This is a genomic window from Pseudomonas alvandae (assembly GCF_019141525.1).
GTDB lineage: Bacteria > Pseudomonadota > Gammaproteobacteria > Pseudomonadales > Pseudomonadaceae > Aquipseudomonas > Aquipseudomonas alvandae.
In genome coordinates, this window is the sequence record NZ_CP077080.1 from 6,264,241 (window position 1) to 6,283,700 (window position 19,460).

Genomic DNA, 19,460 nt, shown 5'->3' on the forward strand with positions numbered 1-19,460 from the left:
CGCTTTTTCATCGGATATTCACGCTTTGGAGGTGACATCACAAAAACATCATTTAGGAATTAAAAAGCCACTACTCGGACCGAAGCGCTGTTTATAATGCGCCGCCTTCTTATTAACAGACGGCATAAGCGCTCCTCGCTCCGAGGAACCGACGGCGCCCCCAAGGCCTGTCCGTGGATCGCCTCAGCCCGACCCGCACACCCAGGCTGCTATTCAGGGAAGAAATGTTCATGGCATCCCGTGCCGTTTTTTCGGTCGCCCTTGGTGCGATCACCTTGCTGTCCGGCTGTTCAGCCTTCCGCAACTACGACAGTGAGCTGGCCCAGACCAATCAGCAACTGGCCTCCGGCAACGTCGACGCCGCATTGACCCTGTTGGAAAAGAACAACGCCAGCCAGGACAAAGACCTGCTCTATTTCTTCGAAAAGGGTGAACTGTTGCGGGCCAAGGGTGATCTGTCCGGCAGCCAGACAGCCTGGACCAGCGCCGACCAACAGGTCGGACAATGGGAAGACGCGGTCAAGCTCGACACCGCCAAGTACCTCGCGCAGTTCGGCAGCTTCCTGGTCAACGACAAGGTCCGGCGCTACGAGGGCTATGACTACGAAAAGGTCATGCTCACTACGCAGATGGCCCTGAACCTGCTGGCCGTGAATGATTTCGACGGCGCGCGGACGCAAATCAAGAAGACCCACGAGCGCGAAGCGGTGATTGCCGACCTGCGCGACAAGGAATACCTCAAGCGCGAGGAAGACGCCGAGAAGCAAGGCGTCAAGACCGAATACAAGGACCTCAAGGGTTATCCGGTCGCCAGCCTGGACGCGCCGGAAGTGGTCAGCCTGAAGAACAGCTACCAGAGCGCGTTCAGCCACTACCTGGCGGGCTTCGTCTATGAAGCCTTGGGCGAGAAAGACCTGGCTGCGCCGGGTTATCGCAAAGCCGCCGAGCTGCGTCCCAACACCGCGCTGCTGGAGCAGGCCCTGCTCAATCTGGACAAGCCTGCCGCCAAGGGCGACGACAGCGATATCCTGATCGTGGTGCAGAGCGGCCTGGCGCCCTCCCGGGATTCGATCCGCATTCCGCTGCCCTTGCCCATCAGTGGCAACGTGGTGATCACGCCGCTGTCGTTCCCGCTGATCAAGCCGGACACCTCCACCGCGACCTTCGCCCAGATCGGCGTCGACGGCCGTCAACTGGACCTGACCCAGCTCAACAGCACCACCGCGATGTCCCGCCGCGCCCTGCGTGATGACATGCCGGGGATCATCCTGCGCACAACCGTGCGGGCGGTGACCCGTGGCGTGGCGCAGAAACAGATCAACGAAACCAATCCCTTGGCCGGCCTGGCCGTGGGCATTACCTCGGCCGTGCTCGAAGGGGCCGACACCCGGACCTGGCGCACCTTGCCGGACTACACCCAAGTGGTGCGGCTGCGCCTGAAGAAAGGTGAGCACCAGGTCACCTTGCCAAGCGCAGTAGGCGGCTCGGTGGTGAAGGTCAAGGTCGATCAGCGTTACCAGGTCATCACCCTGCGAGCGGTGGGCAACCAGGTTTTCGCCGGCGGCCTGGCGGCCCAGGTCATCCCGAGCGCCAATCCCACCGCCATCGCCCTCAAGCAACCCTAAGAACGGAGTCTTGTTCACATGCGTTTAAAACTGATCGCCGTCGGCGCCCTGGCCTTGCTGGCCGGCTGCGCCACCCCACCGCCACCGGAGCCGGGCAGCGCCGCCAGCAAGGTCGTGGCGATGGGCAAGACCAAGAACATCGTGGTCGGCGCCATGCGCGTCGCCCGGGAAAACGGCTACCTGACCGTCAACGTGCAGTTGAGCAATACCAGCTTCAACAACAAGAACATGTACTACCGCTTTGCCTGGCTGGGGCCGGAAGGTTTTCCGATCGCAGAAGAGGAAAGCTGGAAAAGCCTGACGCTGTACGGCGAACAGACCCGCTTCCTGCCGGCCATCGCCCCAACGCCCAAGGCCGTGGATTTCCGCTTGGAAATCAATACCCCTTGAGAGCAACGAGAACACCTGTGGCGAGGGGATTTAGCGAAGCGTCGCACCGCCCCGCTGGGGTGCGTAGCAGCCCGGAAATCTGCGAGCGCTGCGCACTCGAACGGGGATAAATCCCCTCGCCACATTACCTTTCATACTGCAATAGAGAACCCCCTATGTTCCTACGCATCTCCTCCCTCGCCCTCGCCGCCCTGCTCGTCAGCGGCTGCGCCAACAACTCGCCGGTACTGGGCAACAAGAACATCAGTTATGGCGACACCAAGGCCGTGGAAACCGTCACCAATGAATTCGGCTCCACCGACCTGCAGATGATCGCCGAGTCGATGACCCGCTCCCTCGCCCAATCCGGCGTCCTGCAGGGTCGCCCGGTGGTTCAGGTCTATGACGTGAAGAACAAGACCAGCGAATACATCGATACCCGGGAAATCACCACCAGCATCAAGACCCAGCTGATGAAGACCGGCGCGGCGCGTTTTGCCAGTGACAACAACGCCATGGACAGCCAGGTCGACCAGCTCAAGTTGCAGAACCAGAGCGGCTTGTACAAAAAGAGCACCGTGGCCAAGACCGGCAACATGATCGCGGCCAAATACCGCATCGAGGGCTCCATCAGCTCCATCGTCAAGCGCAGCGAAGACTACAAGGACGTCTTCTACAAATTCAGCCTGCAACTGATCGACGTCGAAAGCGGCCTGGCCGAATGGATGGACGAAAAAGAAATCCGCAAGACCACGGAGCGATAAGCCATGCGCACATGGATCGGCATGATGGCCCTGGCTTGCGCATTCACTGCGCAAGCGGCCCCAAGAGTCGCGGTGACTGACCTCGCCTATCAGGAGCGTGTGGAGGAGTACATCCACACGGTTTCGGCCCAGAACAATTTCCAGGCGAACGGATACGCCGCCAGCGCCTCGTCGAGCTACGACGAAATGGAGGCCACCAGCAGCTACATCGAACAGGGCGAGCTGCGCAAGTTCACCGGTGATATCAAGGGCGAGATCCTGCGCAGCGGGATGTTCCAGTTGGTGCAGGGCACGCCATATACCGCATCGTCGAAGGGCGACGTCTACGACGTGATCAAGCGGATCAAGGCGGGGAACTTCAAGGGCGCCGACTACGTGCTGTTCGGCACCGTGTCGGACATCGATTTCACCCGCGACATCAACGAGCTGGGCACTGCCGACAGCTACTCGGCGGTGCTTGCCCTGACGTTGGTGGCGGATTTCAGCCTGATCAATACCAAGACCTTTGAAATCACCTCGGCCTTTACCGCCATGGGCGAAGGCCAGGACACCAAGCTGATGAACCACCGGGACGTGCACATCAGCCTCAATCGTCCACGGGTCGTGCGCGAAGTTTCCAAGGCGCTGGGGGAAGACGTGGCGCAGCAGTTGAGCGAACAGCTCGGCGGCCCGATCCGTGAACAGGCCGGCGAACCTGTGCAGCGCAACAGCCTGCCGCGGGATACGGCACCGGTGATCCTGCGCTGATCAACATCGTTGGGGGTGCTTTTTGTGGCGAGGGGATTCATCCCCGTTGGGGTGCGAAGCAGCCCCAGACATTCTGCGAGCGCTGCGCACTCGAACGGGGATGAATCCCCTCGCCACAGAAGCGTTCTGATACAGGCTTTGACTACACCGCAGCCTTGCGAATCGTCGCCAGCAAACCCGCCGCGCCAATGAACAGCCCGGCAAAGGTCCGGTTCATCCGCCGTTGCTGCTTAGGGGTACGCAACAGACGCAGCACCCTGGACGCCAGCCCGGTGTAGCCGGCCATGACAATCAGGTCGACGCAAACCATTGTCACGCCCAGGATCAGGTACTGCTTGACCAAGGGGGCGTGGGGATCGATGAATTGCGGCAACACGGCGAGCATGAACACCAGGGCCTTGGGGTTGCTGATGTTCACCAGGAAACCGCGGAACACCAGTGCCAGGGGCTTGCCGATGGGCCGAACGGCTGCATCGTCGCTGAGATCACCGGGGATCGCCCGCCATTGCTTGATACCCAGGTAGACCAGATAGGCCACGCCGAACCATTTGATGGCGTAAAACGCGGTGGCCGAAGCGGTGAGGATCGCGCCGACGCCTGCCGCGACGATCGCGATTTGCAACGCCAGGCCCAATTGCAGGCCCAAGGCATTCCAGTAGCCACGCCAGAAGCCGTACTGCAGGCCACTGGACATCGAGGCAATGGCCCCGGCGCCCGGCGAAAGACTGATAACCCAACAAGCGGCGAAGAACGCCAGCCACGTTTCTAGCAACATTGCACACCTCAGCTCGGATCCGTCGAAACGAATAAGCTAATGCGCCGCCGTTGGGATAACCACCGATTTTTTCGTGCACCAGCAAATAAGGCTATTCGACGAACCCGCCAACCGGAAACGCTTCGCTGCCGCGCCAACGGCGGACCGAGCGCTGGAAGAACAACGTATTGGGCACTTGCACCATTGAGCTTCCGGTCCCGAGCTCCTCGGGTTCGATCAACGTTGTGTAGAGCAGATTGATCGCCACCACCCGGCCCTTGATGCCTGGCTTGTCGGTGGCTTCCACCAGCTCGACCACGTCACCGAGGCGGAACGGCCCGACGGTGTAGATCAGAATGGCGCACAGCAGGTTCGACAACACGCTCCAGATGGCGAAGAAGGCCACCGCCGCCACGGCAACGAACCCCGACAGGGCCGTCCACAGAACCGTGGCCGAAACGCCCAGGCGCTCCAGTGCCACCAGCACGGCGCTGCCCATGATCAACCAGCGCAGCACACCGCGCAGGATGATGACCAACTGGGGCGGCAGCGGGTAGCGCTCACCCAGGCCCGTGAGCGCACGCGCCACGAAACGCTGGGCCACGTAACCTACCAGCAAGATCAGCAGGACTTGCACACCGAGCCAGATCGGCTCGATCCACATGACAGGTATGGGCAAGGACAACGCTTCCATCAGGACAGCGCCTCCAGCTCCGCTTGCAAGTTTTCCAGCAACTCCAGGGCCTGCATCCACGCCTCCTCAAGCTCCGCTTCCCGAACCTTCAGCCTGGCCTGCTCAGCCAGCAAGTCACGCAGCTCATCTTTGCGCGCTGCCTCGTAGAGACCACTGTCACCCAGGCTGGTTTCGATTTTCTGAAGTTTTTCATGGAGCTTGCCCAACTCGGCCTCGAGCTTGTCGGCCTCGCGCTTGTGTGGCGCCAGTTGCTGACGCAACGCCGCGGCGGCCTGACGCTGGGCTTTCTTGTCGGTCTTGTCCGGATTGACCGGCGTGGTGCTGACCGGTGCGTTGCGCTGGCGATAGTCCACCAGCCAGCGCGCATAGTCTTCAAGGTCACCGTCGAACTCTTCGACTTTACCGTCCGCGACCAGGAAGAAGTTGTCAGTGGTGCTCTTGAGCAAATGCCGGTCGTGGGACACCACCAGTACCGCACCGCTGAACTCCTGCAACGCCATGGTCAGCGCCAGGCGCATTTCCAGGTCCAGGTGGTTGGTCGGTTCGTCGAGCAGCAGCAGGTTCGGCCGGCCCCAGGCGATCAACGCCAGCGCCAGGCGAGCCTTTTCACCACCGGAGAAGTTCAGCACCGGTTCGTCGATACGCGCCCCGCGGAAATCAAAACCGCCGAGGAAATCCTTCAGCGTCTGCTCGCGCTCGGTCGGGGCCAGGCGCTGCAGGTGTAGCAATGGGCTGGCCTTGGCGTCGAGGGAATCCAACTGATGCTGGGCGAAATAGCCGACCACGGTGTTTTCACCGCGTGTCAGGCGCCCGGCCAAGGGCTCAAGCTCGCCTGACAGATTCTTGATCAAGGTCGATTTACCGGCACCGTTAGGCCCCAGCAGACCGATCCGCGCGCCGGGCGTCAGTTGCAACTTGACCTTCTCCAGCACGGTTTTGTCGCCATAGCCCAGTCGCGCATCGGACAGGTCGATCAGTGGGCTGGAAATCTTCGACGACTCGCGGAAGACAAAATCGAATGGCGAATCGACATGGGCCGCCGACAGCTCTTCCATCCGCTCCAGCGCCTTGATCCGGCTCTGCGCCTGGCGGGCTTTGGTGGCCTGGGCCTTGAAGCGAGCGATGTAGCTTTCCATGTGCGCGCGCTGCGCCTGCTGCTTCTCGTAGGCTTGTTGTTGCTGCGCCAGGCGCTCGGCCCGAGCCCGCTCGAAGGCACTGTAGCCGCCGCGATACAAGGTGAGCTTGCGCTGGTCGACATGGGCGACGTGATCGACCACGGCGTCGAGGAAATCTCGGTCGTGGGAGATCAGCAGCAGCGTGCCGGGATAGCCCTTGAGCCAGTCTTCGAGCCAGATAATGGCGTCGAGATCCAAGTGGTTGGTCGGTTCGTCGAGCAACAGCAAGTCCGACGGGCACATCAGGGCTTGCGCCAGGTTCAGGCGCATCCGCCAGCCGCCGGAGAAATCCCCGACCTGACGGTCCATCTGTTCGTTGGTGAAGCCCAGGCCGGCCAGCAATTTACGAGCGCGGGCGTCGGCGGTGTAACCGTCGGCACTGTCGAGCTCGGCGTGCAGGCGGGCTTGGGCGCCCCCATCATGCGCGGCTTCGGCTGCGGCCAGGTCACGCTGGACTTGACGCAGGCGCACGTCACCGTCAAGCACGTAATCCACCGCCAGGCGTTCGAGGGTATCGACCTCCTGGCGCATGTGGGCGATGCGCCAATCGGCCGGCAGGAAGCAATCGCCGGAGTCCGGGTGCAGCTCGCCACGCAGCAAGGCGAACAGGCTCGATTTGCCGGCGCCGTTGGCACCGATGAGGCCGGCTTTGTGGCCGGCGTGCAGGGTCAGCTCGGCGTCTTCTAGCAGACGTTGCGGGCCACGCTGTAAAGTCAGGTTCTGAAGTCGAATCATAATGGCGGCGGAGTCTACCAGCTTCGCTCGCAACTGGCGCGAGTAGCACGATGTCCTCTGATCTGTGGAGCTTTTCCCTCGACCTCTACGCCAAGCCTGGCGTGGAGCCCGCATGCCTGGCGCTACAGGCAGCCGGCGCAAATGTCTGCCTGCTGCTCTGCGGGCTATGGCTGGAACAGCGTGGCGTGACGTTCGATGAACAGCGGCTGGAGCAACTTCGGAACCTGGCGGAACCGTGGGATGAACAGGTTGTACAGCCATTGCGTGCGCTGCGCATTCAATGGAAAGAGGCCGCCCTGGAGGATGCAAGGCTCAATGGCCTGCGCGAGCAGATCAAGCGACTGGAGCTGGAAGCCGAGCGGCAACTACTCGAGCAATTGGAGACAGTGACCAAGGACTGGCCGAAGGAACGACAAGCGGGCGCGGGTCAATGGTTGCAAAGCGTGGCGGGAAACGCCGGCCGCCTTCACCACGACGCGCTGCATCAGCTGCGCGTCGCGGTGTCCGACACTTAGGAAGCGCGGGGTGGAGTGCTGCCCGATGCCGCGGTAACGCTCGGATTCACAGCCGGTGCCGGCGTGCTGGCCGTTGGCGCGGGAGTCGCCGTAGGCGCAGGCGCTGGCGCGGCAGGCTTGGCAACCGGAGCAGTCGCTGGTTTTGCAGCGGCAGGCTTTTTCACGGCAGGCTTGGTCGCTGCTGGTTTTGTGGTGGGTTTGGCAGCGGCCGGCTTGGCCGTTACTGGTTTGGCCGCCGCAGGTTTCACTGCTGCTGGTTTGGCTGCTGCTGGTTTCGCAGCAGGTTTCGCCGCAACCTTGGCAGGCGCTTTGGCTGCAGCTGGCTTGGCGGCCGATTTCGCTGCAGGCTTGGTCGCTGGTTTGGCCGCAGCGGTTTTTGCCGCAGTTGACTTGGCTGCTGCAGGCTTCGCAGCAACTGGTTTGGCAACGGCTTTAGTGGCAGGTTTGGCAGCGGCGGTCTTCGTCGCGACGGGCTTGGCAGCAGCGGTTTTGGCGGCTGGCTTGGCGGCGACTTTTGCAGCGGGTTTGGCGACAGCAGGTTTCGCAGCCGTGGCTTTCGCAGCAGGCTTGGCCGCCGTCTTGACGGCCGGCTTGCTCGCCGCTGGTTTTACTGCACTGGCAGCAACCGGTTTTTTAACAGCAGGTTTGGCAGCTGGCTTGCTGGCAGCTTTTGCCCCAGCCTTGGCGGCTGGCTTGACGGGCGCCTTGGCTGGCGTTTTTGCAGCGGCAGGTTTAGCCACGGGTTTCTTGGCCGATACAGCGGCAGGCTTCGCAGCACGAAGGCTCAGTGCCTTGCCTACGGCTTCCTGGACGCGACCGACACCCTGGGCCAGTTTCAGGCTTTCCTGTGCGTCACGCTTGAGCTGCAGGATGTAGGCGCGGGTTTCGGACTGACGATCCTTCAGGGAGTCGAGCAGGTCTTCAAGTTCTTTCACGGCGTCTTTTGCCTTGGCTTGTGCCTTGGCCTTGCCAGCGGTTGCCGCGTCTTGCAGTTTGGTGCGCGACTTGTGCAGTTTTTCCTGCGCCTTGCCGCGTTGTTTTTCCAGCTTGGCGAGCAGTTTTTCAGCATCAGCCAGAGCTTGGGAGCAGGCATTTTCCAGATGCTCGAGCAAGCTGCCCGACAGTTGTTGGAGCAAGTGCAACGGAGTGTTTACAGGCTTCTTGGTGGCCGACATGGTTTACCTCCTGACTGACGTGAGTGCGGCTCATACTAGACCTCTGCTGCAACCGCCGCTAGGGCATGTTGACACTACACATGGCGTTGCGTTGCAAGTCGCAAAAAATCTTCTGCGGCATTGCCACGGCCATGCGCTTGCACAGATATCGACACTGGCATAATCCCTCGAATCGAGGCCGGAGTAAGCACACATGTCGCGTCACCTTTTTCTACTCTTTTGCTTGGTCTTCCCTATGGCGCAGGCCGCGGAGAAAACCAACGCAAACGATGCCCACGACTTGGCCTACAGCCTCGGCGCGAGCCTTGGCGAACGCTTGCGCCAAGACGTGCCCGACTTGCAGATACACGCCTTGGTCGAAGGCCTGCAACAGGCCTATCTCGGTAAGCCGCTGGCCCTGAAGGACGAGCGCATCGAACAGATCCTGGCCGAACACCAGGCGCAACTGACCGCGCAATCGGCATCACCCGAGACCCAAGTGGCGTTGAAGACCGAGCAGAAATTTCTCAACGATGAAAAAAGCCGGCCGGGCGTGCAACAACTGCCGGATGGGATCCTGCTGACCGAACTCAAGCCCGGCAACGGCAGCAAAGCCGGCCCTCACGGCAAGGTCCAGGTGCTGTATGTCGGTCGGTTGCCGGACGGCACGGTATTCGACTCCAACCATCAAGCGCAGTGGTTCAACCTTGATAGCGTGATCGACGGCTGGCGCAGTGCGCTGCCGCAGATGCCGGTGGGTGCGAAATGGCGGTTGGTGATTCCGTCGGCGCTGGCCTACGGTGCCGAAGGTGCAGGGGATGTGATTCCGCCTTTCACGCCACTGGTGTTTGAAATCGAATTGCTCGGCGCGACGACCTGAAGCAAAAAAAAACGGTGCGCAATGCGCACCGTTTTTCGTTCACCGCGAATCCCTCAAGCCTGGACCGCAGCCTCTTCCTTATGGGCGTTGTGCAACACTTCGATCAGGCAGTCTTCCAGCTCGAAACGCTCGTGGAGCAAGCCACCCAGCTCCTTGAATTTTTCCGCCACGCATTTGCCTTCGTCGCAGAGATCATTGAAGGCCAGCAATTTTTCGGTGATGACGTCGATGCGCGGATAAATCGTGTCGGCCAACTCCAGGCCACGCTTGTCGTTGAAGGCCTTGGCCTCGCCCGTCAGTTGTTCGTATATCTCGAAATGACCGGCAGACACATAGTCGACCAGCACACCGCAGAAATCCTGCAAGGGTTTGCGGCTTTCGCTCAGGGCTTCAGGCTTGGCGCCGAGAGCATCATAGGCCCGAACCAGTTCGTGACGCTCCTGCAACCAGCGGTCGATCAGCAGATGCACCCCACCCCAGCGTTCCTGAGCATTCTGACAACTTTCGAGCATGGTGATTTCTTCCCTTCTGAGTCATGCCCCTCGCAGCCTGAAACGCACCTGGATGACCAGGAACACGCCAGGTACAACATGATCGAGTGGCACAATTCCAATGATACGTGCGGGCCAGATTATGCCCGCACGACAACCGCTTCAAGGTACGCAGGAGATAAAGTTCATACAAGTGTTTAATCCAGCACCCTGACCAACTGCGACGTCTGGTCGCTGAAAGGGCGGACCAGGGCATCCCAGGCCAGGCGCAACAGCAGGTAGGCCATCGAAATGGCCAGGGCAAGAAAAAACAGCAGGCTCCACTCGGGCAGGCTCAGATCGAATAACGTCCAAGTGACACTTGTGCAGTCGATAGCGCCCTCAAGCACATGGCTCATCGCATGCCACCACGAATCCGCTCCCTTCAACCGGGCAACGCAGTCAGGCAAACCCTCAACCGAAGCGCTCTGCACCAAGACCTGACGCCACGCCAGCATCAACCCTGCGGACGCGAATACCACCCCTGCGGTGGCATAGACAACACTGCCCTTTCGGCCAGGACCGTGCATGCAAGCCCCAAGGCAATTCACCAGGAGAATCGTCAGGCATAACCGCTGCAAAATGCACAAGCTGCACGGGGTCAGGCCGACCGCATATTCCAGGTAACTGGCGATACCCAGAGCCAGGGCTGCGGCAATGGAAGCCATGAGAAACAAGAAGCGTGAGCTGGCCAAAGACATGGCGGTTCCGTAACAGAAGAGACAAGCTGTTACGGTAGAGGAAAGCCGTCGGGCCTTTCAAGGCAGGCCCGTGCGGACACTTCACCAAAGGTGTAGGGAATTCCCGACAGACACAACGGGACTTGGCGCAGTTAGCTGTAGGACTTTACCGAAGGCAGCACAATACCGTCGCTACAGCGACTAGATTGCTGCTTAAACGACCTGCGCCGGAACTGGCAGGGGTGCTGCAAGCAAACGCTCGTCCAACAACCCCAACCCCTCCTGGAAGAGCTGGTTGCTACGCTCCGCATCCCCCAGTTGCGCCAGCAACCGCGCAAGCTCGGCGCAAGCCTCGGGGTTGCGCTGGGCCCGCAAGCTGCTTTCAAGATAATCCCGGGCCTTGCCCCACAAACTGTTTTGCAGGCACAGGCGCCCCAGCGTCAACAGCAGGCTTGGGTCCGTCGGATGGTCCTTGAGCCAGCCCTCTGCCGCCTGCAATTGACGGGTTGGATCCGCACCGCGAACCAAGCCGTACAGGCGTGCCAGGTGACTGTCGTACTGGCGCTTGAGGGCGGTGCGCAACACGTCTTCCGCTTCTACTTGGGCGCCCAGCTGCCGGAGCTGTTCGGCATAGGCCAACACCAGTGCCGGCTCCTGGCGTTGTGCGGAACTCAATTGTTGCCAGGCGCGGTTGAGCGACTGCAAGCCGACGCTCCCATCGGCTTCGCGGTGTGCCGCCAGGGTGAGGTTTTCGCCCCAGGCACGACGCTCCAGCTCGGCCAGTTCGGCGGCGGGCAGCACCTTGTCCTTGCGCAGCTCAGGCAACAGCCTGATCACCGCCGACCAGTCACCGCGCTGTTGGTGCAAACGCTGCAACTGACGCAGGACCTGCACGTTATGCGGATGGCGATCATGCATGGCTTGCAGCGTATCCAGGGCACCGTCGGTGTCGCCCCGGTCCGTCTGCAACTGAGCGTGTGTCAGCGCGATGGCCAGTTCCGCCTGGGGCTGACGCTCCAGGGCTCGCTCCAGCAAACTGTCGCTTTGCTCATAAAGACCTTGTTCGTTGGCCGCACGGGCGGCACCGAGGTAATACAACAAGGGTTGGCGCTCGGCTTCGGCCGCACGGTGCAGGTGCCGCTGGGCGCTGGCCCAGCGACCTTCAGCCAGGTCCAACTGGCCGTGCTCGATGGCGACTTGCACGCGACGACTGCGGTTGCGGCGCGACCACGGATTGACCACGCCAGTGGACGTGGTGACCAGCCCGATCAAGGCGCTCACGCCCCGCCATACCAGCCAGAGCACAGCCAGCAATGCGAGGGTGACCCAGAGACCGGCTTCGTAACGAAAGTTCTTGTACGCCACGAGCACGTAACCCGAATGCTCGGCAATCGCCACGCCCAGCACGGCGGCGACAGCGATGACCACGAACAGAATCACGTAGAGGCGTTTCATGGCTTGGTCTCCTGCCCGCCAGCCTTGGGCATCGGCTTGACGGAATCTTCGGCATTCACGTTGCGACGTTCAAGGTAGGCCTGGACCGCGCTCAACGTGCCGGTCAGGTCCGGCGTGACTACAGTGACCGGCGACTTGCTCAGCTCGACGACGCGCTCGAGCATGATCCTGCTTTGCGGGTTGTCCTGGTTGAAGTTGTTCTTGAGCACATCCCGCGCTTCGGCCAACGCCTGGGTGTAGACCGGCGCCTGGCCGTTGAGAGCGGCCCATTGCGCCTGCTCCAGCGCCAGGCTCAAGGCCAGGCGCACCTGCATCAAGCTCTGCCCGGCCAGGAGTGGGCGAACGTTTTCATCGGCATTGAAATCGATGCGGATGTAGCGGGAGATCTGATCCCACCACTGCGCCCAACGGCTGGCACCATCGCCATCGGCGGTCAGGCCCAACAGGGATTCACCGCGATCCTTGTACTCGGGCGCCACTTCTGAAAGCTGCAGTACCTGGTCGCGCAAGGCACCCAACTGGAGGAACAGGCCGGTGCGATCCGGTTGTTCGGTGCTGCGTAGCGCGGCGAGAGTCTTGGCCAGTTGCTCGCGTGCGGCGAACGATCCCGGATCGTTTTGCTCGCGCAGGATTTCATCCGCGCCCTGCACCAATGCCTGGGCGCTGCTGATGTCTTGCAGGGCGGAAAGGCGCAGGCTGGCCAGGCGCAACAAGTGTTCGGCTTCAGCCAGGCGCCAATCCTTGCGGCTGGCACCGAGCACGGTTTCCAGGCGCTGGTTCAAGCGCTGCTGATCGCCCTGCAACTGCGCGACCTGGCGGCGCCGCTCTTCCAATTCTTCAGCCGCGGGCAACTGCTCCAGGCGCTCACTCAGGCGTTGCTCATTGAGCTTGAGGCTCTGGGCCTGGTCATTGAGCGTCTGGACCTGGGCAGACTGCTGCTGGGTGTTGGCTTGCAAGTGGCGCACTTGCCACACGCCCCAGCCACCCACCGCCACGCCGGCGGCGCCCAACAACAGCGCGACAATCGCCAGTCCGTTGCCGCGACGCGGCGCAATCGGCGCCTTGGCGTCGAGCGGAGCATCGAGCGCTGGCTGATCTTGATCTTTTGGCAAGGCTGTTTCGCTCACGTGTCCATCCTTTGCATTAGAAAACGGCACGGATTGTTCCCGTAACGCCGCCAGCAAAGCCGCGGCGCTGGCGCCACGGCAATCCACAACTGTCCGAGCCCCGGCGGCACGCGCCATCTCGGCGACCCTGGGGCTTGGCACGAACAACGGTAGCCGCGCCAGGGCGGGCCACGCTTCACCGGCCAACCGGTGCAGATGCTCGAAGCTCTGCCCACTGCTGACCACCAGGGCGTTCAAGCGTTCCGCTTCAACCTTCGCCGGCAAAGCGTCCTGGCCATATTGCGGCAGGCCGCGCCGGTACAGCTCCAGGTAATCGACACTAGCACCTTGCTCGCGCAAACGCTCTGCCAGCAAACCGCGCCCGCCTTCACCGCGCACGATCAAGACGCGTGGGTCAGGTCGGTCGATAGCCTGTCGCAACGCCGCAAGCTCAAGCAAGGCCTCGCTGTCGTCGCCATTATCGGGATAAGACACGCCAAGGCCGGCGTCGGCAAGAATCTGGCCGGTCGCAGCCCCCACGCTGAACCATGGTTGGTCCGGGGGGTGTGGCCAATATTGGCGCAGCAGTTCCACGCACAACCGTGCAGCGGGTTTGCTGACCACGATCACGGCACAATATTGATCCAAGGCCTGGAGGGTCGCCTGCCCTGGCGCTGAAAGGGGAATCGGCTCGATATCCAGCAATGGCAGGCTGCTGCTGTAGACACCGGCATCCGCCAGGACAGCCGCCAGCGCGCGCGACTCGTCCGCTGGACGGGTAAGCAGCAGGCGCCAACCTGTCACGCGGGGCCTGCCTCGCCGTAGACTTTTTTGAGGATGTCGTCAGCGCCTTGGCTCAGCAGGTCTTCGGCGACCCGCACACCCAGCGCCTCGGCATCGCGCCACGGTGCCCGGGCTTCAGCGCTGAGCAGCGTGCCGCCGCTCGGATCGCCGACCAGGCCACGCAACCAGACTTGCTCGCCCTCGAGCACGGCATAGCAGGCGATCGGCACTTGGCAGCCGCCATTCAGATGTTTGTTGAGAGCACGTTCGGCGAACACACGGATGGCGGTGTCTTCGTGGTGCAAAGGCGCCAGCAAGGCATGGATTTCGTCATCGGCGCTGCGGCACTCGATCCCTACCGCACCCTGCCCGCCAGCCGGCAGGCTGTCGTCGACACTGATGGCCGAGGTGATGCGGTCCTCGAAACCCAAGCGGATCAAACCAGCGGCGGCGAGGATGATCGCGTCGTACTCGCCGGCATCGAGCTTCGCCAGGCGGGTGTTGACGTTGCCGCGCAGGAAACGGATCTGCAGATCGGGACGACGAGTCAGCAACTGAGCCTGGCGACGCAGGCTGGAAGTACCCACCACACTCCCGGCGGGCAGTGCATCAAGGCTGGCATAGGTATTGGAGACGAACGCATCGCGTGGGTCTTCCCGCTCGCAGATACAGAAAAGACCCAGGCCCAGGGGGAAATCCATGGGCACGTCCTTCATCGAATGCACGGCGATATCGGCTTCGTTGTCCAGCAAGGCCGTTTCCAGTTCCTTGACGAACAGGCCCTTTCCCCCGATCTTCGACAGTGGCGAATCCAGCAGCTTGTCCCCGCGGCTGACCATCGGCACCAGCGTCACGATCAAACCGGGATGGGCCGCTTCCAGGCGGGCTTTGACGTATTCGGCCTGCCAGAGGGCCAAGGCGCTTTTACGGGTGGCGATGCGGATCTCGCGAGGGGACATGGATCAATCCGTACTTAAAAGATACGGCAGATAATAACAGCTCAGCCAAATCCGCTTTGATTTGAATCACGACCCCGAGGCCTCCCTGGCCGCCAATCCTGGAAACAGAACCCATCGAGGCGTCGTGCTAAAGCTGCTGCATCATCTTGCGCACACCCGCGACATGCCGCCGGCTGACAATCAGTGCATCGCCGTTAAGCCCTTTGAGGTACAACTGGAAATGCCCATGGGGCGTGCGCTGCAACCGCTCGATGCGTTCACGCGCCACCAACGCGTTGCGGTGAATGCGCACGAACCGCTCGCCGAACTCGTCCTCGAGGGCCTTGAGTGGCTCGTCCAGCAGCACTTCGCCGCTTTCGTGGCGCAACGTCACGTATTTATGATCCGCAATGAAATAGACCACCTGGTTCAACGGGATCAGTTCGATCCCCTTGCGCGTCCGCGCACTGATATGGCTGCGAGGACCGCTGCCACTTTCGGCGGCAGGACGGGTCAGCGCCGCCAGTTGTGTGCGGTTCGGCCGCTCTGCCTTGCGCAGCGCCTCTTCCAGCGCCTCAACGGAAACAGGCTTGATCAGGTAGCCCACGGCGCCGGCCTGCAATACCTCGGGGGGAAAGTCATCCCGAGTGGTGCAGAACACCACCGCGGGCGGGGACTCGCGCTCGCACAGCTTCGCCGCGACCTGCAAGCCGTCCAGGCCAGGCATGCGAATGTCGAGCAGCACGATATCCGGCTTGTGGCTGTCGATAAGGGCCAATGCCTCTTCGCCATTGGTGGCGCTCGGCTCCAGGACACTGTAACCCTCGAGTTCACCGAGCAATCGGCTCAGGCGCTCGCGGGCCAGTGGTTCGTCGTCAACGATCAGGACATTCATATTGCGCTGGATTCCTGCGTGAGTCTCGCACAAGGATAGCGTAGACAGGGGAAGTGACATCCGTCACCGCGATCCACGCTAAGACTCGTCCGAGGGCCAAAAAGTGCCGCGAGGCGGTTGCCTATCTTTACCAGCGCTTGCCGACCGATGCTCGAGGCCTGTTGTCGCACAGCGTCGCCACAGGGTTTGTTAACAATCGATTTGACCAATATGCACACCCCCTTGCTTGGTGCATCCGATGCGTCCAGGTGAAAAAGCAAAGCCTTACCGTCCACTGTAGACGGTTGCCGCGACGATATTGCTCAATCGAAAAATATCGTTGTGCGAAAAACCCTTTGGATCCGTTGGCGTTCGCTGCGAAAAACCTGGCGACCACTGCCAGCGCCAGCCCCGGCAACCCTGCTATCATCCGCCACAGCCTTCAACCGCTACTTTTTTCCAGCCGATCACGAGCGAATTCATGAGCACTGACAAGACCAATCAGTCCTGGGGCGGCCGCTTCAGTGAACCCGTCGACGCCTTCGTCGCCCGCTTCACCGCCTCCGTCAACTTCGACCAGCGCCTGTATCGCCACGACATCATGGGCTCGATCGCCCACGCCACCATGCTGGCCAAGGTCGGCGTGCTGACCGATGCCGAGCGCGACAGCATCATCAATGGCCTGAAGACCATCCAGGGCGAGATCGAGTCCGGCCAGTTCGACTGGCGTGTCGATCTGGAAGACGTGCACATGAACATCGAGGCGCGCCTGACCGATCGCATCGGCGTGACCGGCAAGAAGCTGCACACCGGCCGCAGCCGCAACGACCAGGTCGCCACCGACATCCGCTTGTGGCTGCGCGATGAAATCGACCTGATCCTGGCCGAGATCACCCGCCTGCAAAAAGGCCTGCTGGAACAAGCCGAGCGCGAGGCCGAGAGCATCATGCCCGGCTTCACGCACCTGCAAACCGCGCAACCTGTAACGTTTGGGCATCACATGCTGGCCTGGTTCGAGATGCTCAGCCGCGACTACGAGCGCCTGGTCGATTGCCGCAAGCGCACCAACCGCATGCCCCTGGGCAGCGCCGCGCTGGCCGGCACCACCTACCCGATCGACCGAGAGTACACCGCGCAACTGCTGGGCTTCGATGCCGTCGGCGGAAACTCGCTGGATAACGTCTCGGATCGCGATTTCGCCATCGAATTCTGCGCTGCCGCGAGCATTGCAATGATGCACCTGTCGCGCTTCTCCGAAGAACTGGTGCTGTGGACCAGTGCGCAATTCCAATTCATCGATCTGCCCGACCGCTTCTGCACCGGCAGCTCGATCATGCCGCAAAAGAAAAACCCTGACGTACCGGAACTGGTACGGGGCAAGAGCGGCCGGGTATTCGGTGCGCTGATGGGCCTGTTGACCCTGATGAAAGGCCAGCCACTGGCCTATAACAAGGATAACCAGGAAGACAAGGAACCGCTGTTCGACGCGGCCGACACCTTGCGCGATTCGCTGCGGGCTTTCGCCGACATGATCCCGGCCATCAGGCCCAAGCATGCGGTCATGCGCGAAGCGGCCCTGCGCGGTTTCTCCACCGCCACCGACCTGGCCGACTACCTCGTGCGCCGTGGCTTGCCGTTCCGTGATTGCCACGAAATCGTCGGCCATGCGGTGAAGTACGGCGTGGACACTGGCAAGGACCTGGCGGAAATGAGCCTGGACGAACTGCGCCAGTTCAGCGACCAGATCGAGCAGGATGTGTTTGCGGTGCTGACCCTGGAAGGTTCGGTCAATGCCCGTGACCACGTTGGCGGAACGGCGCCGGCGCAGGTCAAGGCAGCCGTGGTGCGAGGCCAGGCGCTGCTTGCCAGCCGCTAACAGCTCAAAGCCAAAAGCATCGCGAGCAAGCTCGCTCCCACAGTAGATCTTCGGTAGACGCATAATTGCGAACATTGGAGATCCAACTGTGGGAGCGAGCTTGCTCGCGATAGCGCCCTTCAGAGCAGCAAAAGTATCACTTCTTGGCGGAGATCCTTGCCAAAAACGCCGGCATCTCTGCCTCCCTGTCCGCAGCGATCCGCTGCACGTGCGGGTTCTGCCCCATCAATTCCATCAAGGCCTTCGCCTTTGGCATATCGGCCAGCAGGTCGATATCGAAGACTTTCTTGCCCACCTGCAAGACCAGCGACAGGCTGTAGTAGAAGTACAAGTCGGCAACGCTCAGGGTCTCACCCGCCACGTACGGCGCGAATTTTCCGTGCCGGCCGAGGGAAGCGAACCCCAGCAGCAATTCACCCTTGGCCTTCTCCTTGACCGCATCCGGCACCGGCATGCCGAAAAAAGCCTCGGCGTAGCAGGCACGTCCAGGCAACTCGATGTACAGCTCGATTTCCCGGCACAAGGCCAATACCTGGGCGCGCTCGAACGGATCGGCGGGCAACAAGGCCTTGCCTGGCTGGGCTTGCTCGAGGTATTCGAGGATCACGCTGGTTTCGTTGATAAATCCCTGCTCGGTCTTCAGCACCGGCACTTTACCGCGAGGGCTGATGGCCAGCGCTTCGGGAGTCTGGGCCCCCACGAACGGGACCTCTTCGAAGGGCAGCCCCTTCTCCAGCAGCGCCAGCTTGACCATGTTGTAATAATTGCTGACACAAAAACCATAAAGCTTAAGCATTCCATAGCCTCCAGGCCGTACGGGGTTGGCAGCCTTGGGTTATAGCCCGCCGACGCATTTCGCGCCAGGCGCATCACACCGGTGAATGCAGGTAAACTGGCGTCCTTTTCCCCAAGGAGCCTGCCATGAGCGAGCCGACTGACATCGACAATGACGAAGAAGAATTCGTCGAGAACACGCTGATCCAGGCCATCGAGAACCAGATCGAAAGCGACAACCCGCCAGCGGCCAAGGCCACGTTCAACAAGCTGACCCTGGTGGGTTATGAACGCGAAGAGATCCTCAACCTGATGGCCCACGTGCTGGCGGTGGAAATCGACGCGATCCTGGAAGAAGACCGTCCGTTCGATACCGAGTGGTACGAAGCCGCGTTGCGCGCCCTGCCCGAGCTGCCGCCGGAAAAGAACTGAATCGACAAGCACAGCTGCTCTTTGTGGCGAGGGGATTTATCCCCGCTGGACTGCGCAGCAGGCCCAAAATGGTAATGAATCCATTTTTTAGGGCCGCTTCGCGCCCCAGCGGGGATAAATCCCCTCGCCACAAGGGACTTGCCTGGACTCGCTACAAAAAACAAAAAAAGCATGACACTGACACTGGACAGCTCGGCCAAGTGCGCTCACCTTAGTGACGCTGTCGTCCAAATTCCTAGAAAGTCTGGAGTCCTTATGTCGCTTACCCCTGAGCTGGTTGCCGAACTGGAAATCCTTGCACTCTTCAACCTGGACAGTTCCCAGGAAGGCCTGAAAATTCATCAGACCGCTGCCCCCAAAGCTATCGCCGCTGCCCAACGGCTGTTTGAAAAAGACTTGATAGACCAACCCGATGGCGGCTACCTGACCAGCCTGGGGCGTGATGCCGCGCAAAATGTGCAAACTGTCCTGACAATACTCCGCGCCGAAGAAACCGCCTGATCTCTCCCCGCCCACGGAAATCCCCTTCATCGGGATTTCCGCAGGCGTACAGGCTTCTTGCGTAAAAATCCTGATTTCAAAATCATTTCCAGCTCAAGA

20 protein-coding genes and 2 pseudogenes are annotated in these 19,460 nt (G+C 61.3%); 9 read left to right on the plus strand and 13 right to left on the minus strand.

Translation table 11 applies throughout. The annotated features are described in order from the left end of the window. Window positions 1–230: 230 nt before the first annotated feature. The 4 genes from KSS97_RS28095 (at window position 231) to KSS97_RS28110 (ending at window position 3,505) form a co-directional block, all read left to right on the plus strand. Window positions 231–1,625: a COG3014 family protein gene (locus tag KSS97_RS28095; RefSeq protein WP_217860606.1), complete on the plus strand. Its 1,395-nt coding sequence runs from the start codon at window positions 231–233 to the stop codon at window positions 1,623–1,625. Window positions 1,626–1,643: 18 nt separating this feature from the next. Beyond that, on the plus strand, window positions 1,644–2,015 hold the full coding sequence (locus KSS97_RS28100) for a YcfL family putative periplasmic lipoprotein (RefSeq protein WP_030138154.1): 372 nt from the start codon (window positions 1,644–1,646) through the stop codon (window positions 2,013–2,015). 155 nt (window positions 2,016–2,170) lie between these two features. Further along, window positions 2,171–2,758, plus strand: a complete 588-nt coding sequence (gene lpoB, locus KSS97_RS28105) for a penicillin-binding protein activator LpoB (protein ID WP_030138155.1) — start codon at window positions 2,171–2,173, stop codon at window positions 2,756–2,758. A gap of 3 nt (window positions 2,759–2,761) precedes the next feature. Further along, window positions 2,762–3,505 (plus strand): penicillin-binding protein activator LpoB, encoded by a 744-nt coding sequence (locus KSS97_RS28110; protein ID WP_198797525.1) that lies wholly within the window; start codon window positions 2,762–2,764, stop codon window positions 3,503–3,505. 142 nt (window positions 3,506–3,647) lie between these two features. Here the strand turns inward: KSS97_RS28110 and rhtB are convergent, their stop codons facing one another. The 3 genes from rhtB to KSS97_RS28125 form a co-directional block, all read right to left on the minus strand. Then, entirely contained in the window at window positions 3,648–4,280 is a 633-nt protein-coding gene (gene rhtB, locus KSS97_RS28115; RefSeq protein WP_030138157.1) for a homoserine/homoserine lactone efflux protein, read from the minus strand. Window positions 4,281–4,371: 91 nt separating this feature from the next. Beyond that, window positions 4,372–4,953 (minus strand): mechanosensitive ion channel family protein, encoded by a 582-nt coding sequence (locus KSS97_RS28120; protein WP_030138158.1) that lies wholly within the window; start codon window positions 4,951–4,953, stop codon window positions 4,372–4,374. Beyond that, complete coding sequence (locus tag KSS97_RS28125) at window positions 4,953–6,863, minus strand: ATP-binding cassette domain-containing protein (RefSeq protein WP_030138159.1); 1,911 nt, start codon at window positions 6,861–6,863, stop codon at window positions 4,953–4,955. Before KSS97_RS28125 ends, KSS97_RS28120 begins: the two co-directional genes overlap by 1 nt. A 50-nt stretch (window positions 6,864–6,913) precedes the next feature. Between KSS97_RS28125 and KSS97_RS28130 the strand changes: the two genes are divergently transcribed. Then, the gene (locus KSS97_RS28130; protein WP_030138160.1) at window positions 6,914–7,378 is read left to right on the plus strand and encodes a TIGR02444 family protein; all 465 of its coding nucleotides are present in this window, start codon (window positions 6,914–6,916) and stop codon (window positions 7,376–7,378) included. Here KSS97_RS28130 and KSS97_RS28135 read toward each other — a convergent pair. Beyond that, window positions 7,375–8,553, minus strand: a complete 1,179-nt coding sequence (locus tag KSS97_RS28135) for an AlgP family protein (RefSeq protein ID WP_217860607.1) — start codon at window positions 8,551–8,553, stop codon at window positions 7,375–7,377. The two genes, KSS97_RS28130 and KSS97_RS28135, sit on opposite strands and share 4 nt — an antisense overlap. Window positions 8,554–8,746: 193 nt before the next feature. Between KSS97_RS28135 and KSS97_RS28140 the strand changes: the two genes are divergently transcribed. Then, window positions 8,747–9,412, plus strand: a complete 666-nt coding sequence (locus KSS97_RS28140) for an FKBP-type peptidyl-prolyl cis-trans isomerase (RefSeq protein ID WP_030138162.1) — start codon at window positions 8,747–8,749, stop codon at window positions 9,410–9,412. A gap of 53 nt (window positions 9,413–9,465) precedes the next feature. Here the strand turns inward: KSS97_RS28140 and KSS97_RS28145 are convergent, their stop codons facing one another. The 8 genes and pseudogenes from KSS97_RS28145 to KSS97_RS28510 all read right to left on the minus strand — a co-directional run. Beyond that, a complete protein-coding gene (locus KSS97_RS28145; RefSeq protein WP_030138163.1) occupies window positions 9,466–9,924 on the minus strand; it encodes an Rsd/AlgQ family anti-sigma factor in 459 nt (152 codons plus the stop codon). Between the two features lie 176 nt (window positions 9,925–10,100). Beyond that, entirely contained in the window at window positions 10,101–10,643 is a 543-nt protein-coding gene (locus KSS97_RS28150) for a disulfide bond formation protein B (protein ID WP_217860608.1), read from the minus strand. 192 nt (window positions 10,644–10,835) lie between these two features. Next, window positions 10,836–12,077, minus strand: a complete 1,242-nt coding sequence (locus tag KSS97_RS28155; RefSeq protein WP_030138165.1) for a heme biosynthesis protein HemY — start codon at window positions 12,075–12,077, stop codon at window positions 10,836–10,838. Continuing rightward, complete coding sequence (locus KSS97_RS28500) at window positions 12,074–13,204, minus strand: uroporphyrinogen-III C-methyltransferase (RefSeq protein WP_225936138.1); 1,131 nt, start codon at window positions 13,202–13,204, stop codon at window positions 12,074–12,076. Before KSS97_RS28500 ends, KSS97_RS28155 begins: the two co-directional genes overlap by 4 nt. Before the next feature lie 36 nt (window positions 13,205–13,240). Continuing rightward, window positions 13,241–13,987: pseudogene (locus KSS97_RS28505) on the minus strand (uroporphyrinogen-III synthase); the annotation flags it as partial. Further along, a complete protein-coding gene (hemC, locus tag KSS97_RS28165; protein ID WP_198797531.1) occupies window positions 13,984–14,925 on the minus strand; it encodes a hydroxymethylbilane synthase in 942 nt (313 codons plus the stop codon). The gene hemC and the pseudogene KSS97_RS28505, both read right to left, overlap by 4 nt. A 127-nt stretch (window positions 14,926–15,052) precedes the next feature. Beyond that, window positions 15,053–15,799, minus strand: coding sequence for a LytR/AlgR family response regulator transcription factor (locus KSS97_RS28170; protein ID WP_030138167.1), 747 nt, complete (start codon window positions 15,797–15,799; stop codon window positions 15,053–15,055). After that, a pseudogene (locus tag KSS97_RS28510) lies at window positions 15,796–15,945 on the minus strand (sensor histidine kinase); the annotation flags it as partial. The pseudogene KSS97_RS28510 and the gene KSS97_RS28170, both read right to left, overlap by 4 nt. 314 nt (window positions 15,946–16,259) lie before the next feature. Here KSS97_RS28510 and argH point away from each other — a divergent pair. Further along, window positions 16,260–17,654, plus strand: a complete 1,395-nt coding sequence (gene argH / locus KSS97_RS28175; protein WP_217860610.1) for an argininosuccinate lyase — start codon at window positions 16,260–16,262, stop codon at window positions 17,652–17,654. A 136-nt stretch (window positions 17,655–17,790) separates the two neighbouring features. On the opposite strand, the gene KSS97_RS28180 is transcribed toward argH, so the two are convergent. After that, window positions 17,791–18,450 carry a glutathione S-transferase family protein gene (locus KSS97_RS28180; RefSeq protein ID WP_217860611.1) on the minus strand — a complete coding sequence of 220 codons (660 nt, stop codon included), beginning with the start codon at window positions 18,448–18,450 and terminating at the stop codon, window positions 17,791–17,793. Between the two features lie 125 nt (window positions 18,451–18,575). On the opposite strand from KSS97_RS28180, the gene KSS97_RS28185 reads away from it, so the two are divergent. Further along, window positions 18,576–18,860, plus strand: coding sequence for a hypothetical protein (locus KSS97_RS28185; protein ID WP_217860612.1), 285 nt, complete (start codon window positions 18,576–18,578; stop codon window positions 18,858–18,860). 255 nt (window positions 18,861–19,115) lie between these two features. Next, complete coding sequence (locus KSS97_RS28190; RefSeq protein WP_030138169.1) at window positions 19,116–19,361, plus strand: TIGR02647 family protein; 246 nt, start codon at window positions 19,116–19,118, stop codon at window positions 19,359–19,361. The last annotated feature ends 99 nt before the right edge of the window (window positions 19,362–19,460 follow it).

Coding starts and splice junctions, on each gene's coding strand:
- KSS97_RS28095 (WP_217860606.1), top strand. CDS start 231: ATGGCATCCCGTGCCGTTTTTTCGGTCGCCCTTGGTGCGATCACCTTG.
- KSS97_RS28100 (WP_030138154.1), top strand. CDS start 1,644: ATGCGTTTAAAACTGATCGCCGTCGGCGCCCTGGCCTTGCTGGCCGGC.
- lpoB (WP_030138155.1), top strand. CDS start 2,171: ATGTTCCTACGCATCTCCTCCCTCGCCCTCGCCGCCCTGCTCGTCAGC.
- KSS97_RS28110 (WP_198797525.1), top strand. CDS start 2,762: ATGCGCACATGGATCGGCATGATGGCCCTGGCTTGCGCATTCACTGCG.
- rhtB (WP_030138157.1), bottom strand. CDS start 4,280: ATGTTGCTAGAAACGTGGCTGGCGTTCTTCGCCGCTTGTTGGGTTATC.
- KSS97_RS28120 (WP_030138158.1), bottom strand. CDS start 4,953: ATGGAAGCGTTGTCCTTGCCCATACCTGTCATGTGGATCGAGCCGATC.
- KSS97_RS28125 (WP_030138159.1), bottom strand. CDS start 6,863: ATGATTCGACTTCAGAACCTGACTTTACAGCGTGGCCCGCAACGTCTG.
- KSS97_RS28130 (WP_030138160.1), top strand. CDS start 6,914: ATGTCCTCTGATCTGTGGAGCTTTTCCCTCGACCTCTACGCCAAGCCT.
- KSS97_RS28135 (WP_217860607.1), bottom strand. CDS start 8,553: ATGTCGGCCACCAAGAAGCCTGTAAACACTCCGTTGCACTTGCTCCAA.
- KSS97_RS28140 (WP_030138162.1), top strand. CDS start 8,747: ATGTCGCGTCACCTTTTTCTACTCTTTTGCTTGGTCTTCCCTATGGCG.
- KSS97_RS28145 (WP_030138163.1), bottom strand. CDS start 9,924: ATGCTCGAAAGTTGTCAGAATGCTCAGGAACGCTGGGGTGGGGTGCAT.
- KSS97_RS28150 (WP_217860608.1), bottom strand. CDS start 10,643: ATGTCTTTGGCCAGCTCACGCTTCTTGTTTCTCATGGCTTCCATTGCC.
- KSS97_RS28155 (WP_030138165.1), bottom strand. CDS start 12,077: ATGAAACGCCTCTACGTGATTCTGTTCGTGGTCATCGCTGTCGCCGCC.
- hemC (WP_198797531.1), bottom strand. CDS start 14,925: ATGTCCCCTCGCGAGATCCGCATCGCCACCCGTAAAAGCGCCTTGGCC.
- KSS97_RS28170 (WP_030138167.1), bottom strand. CDS start 15,799: ATGAATGTCCTGATCGTTGACGACGAACCACTGGCCCGCGAGCGCCTG.
- argH (WP_217860610.1), top strand. CDS start 16,260: ATGAGCACTGACAAGACCAATCAGTCCTGGGGCGGCCGCTTCAGTGAA.
- KSS97_RS28180 (WP_217860611.1), bottom strand. CDS start 18,450: ATGCTTAAGCTTTATGGTTTTTGTGTCAGCAATTATTACAACATGGTC.
- KSS97_RS28185 (WP_217860612.1), top strand. CDS start 18,576: ATGAGCGAGCCGACTGACATCGACAATGACGAAGAAGAATTCGTCGAG.
- KSS97_RS28190 (WP_030138169.1), top strand. CDS start 19,116: ATGTCGCTTACCCCTGAGCTGGTTGCCGAACTGGAAATCCTTGCACTC.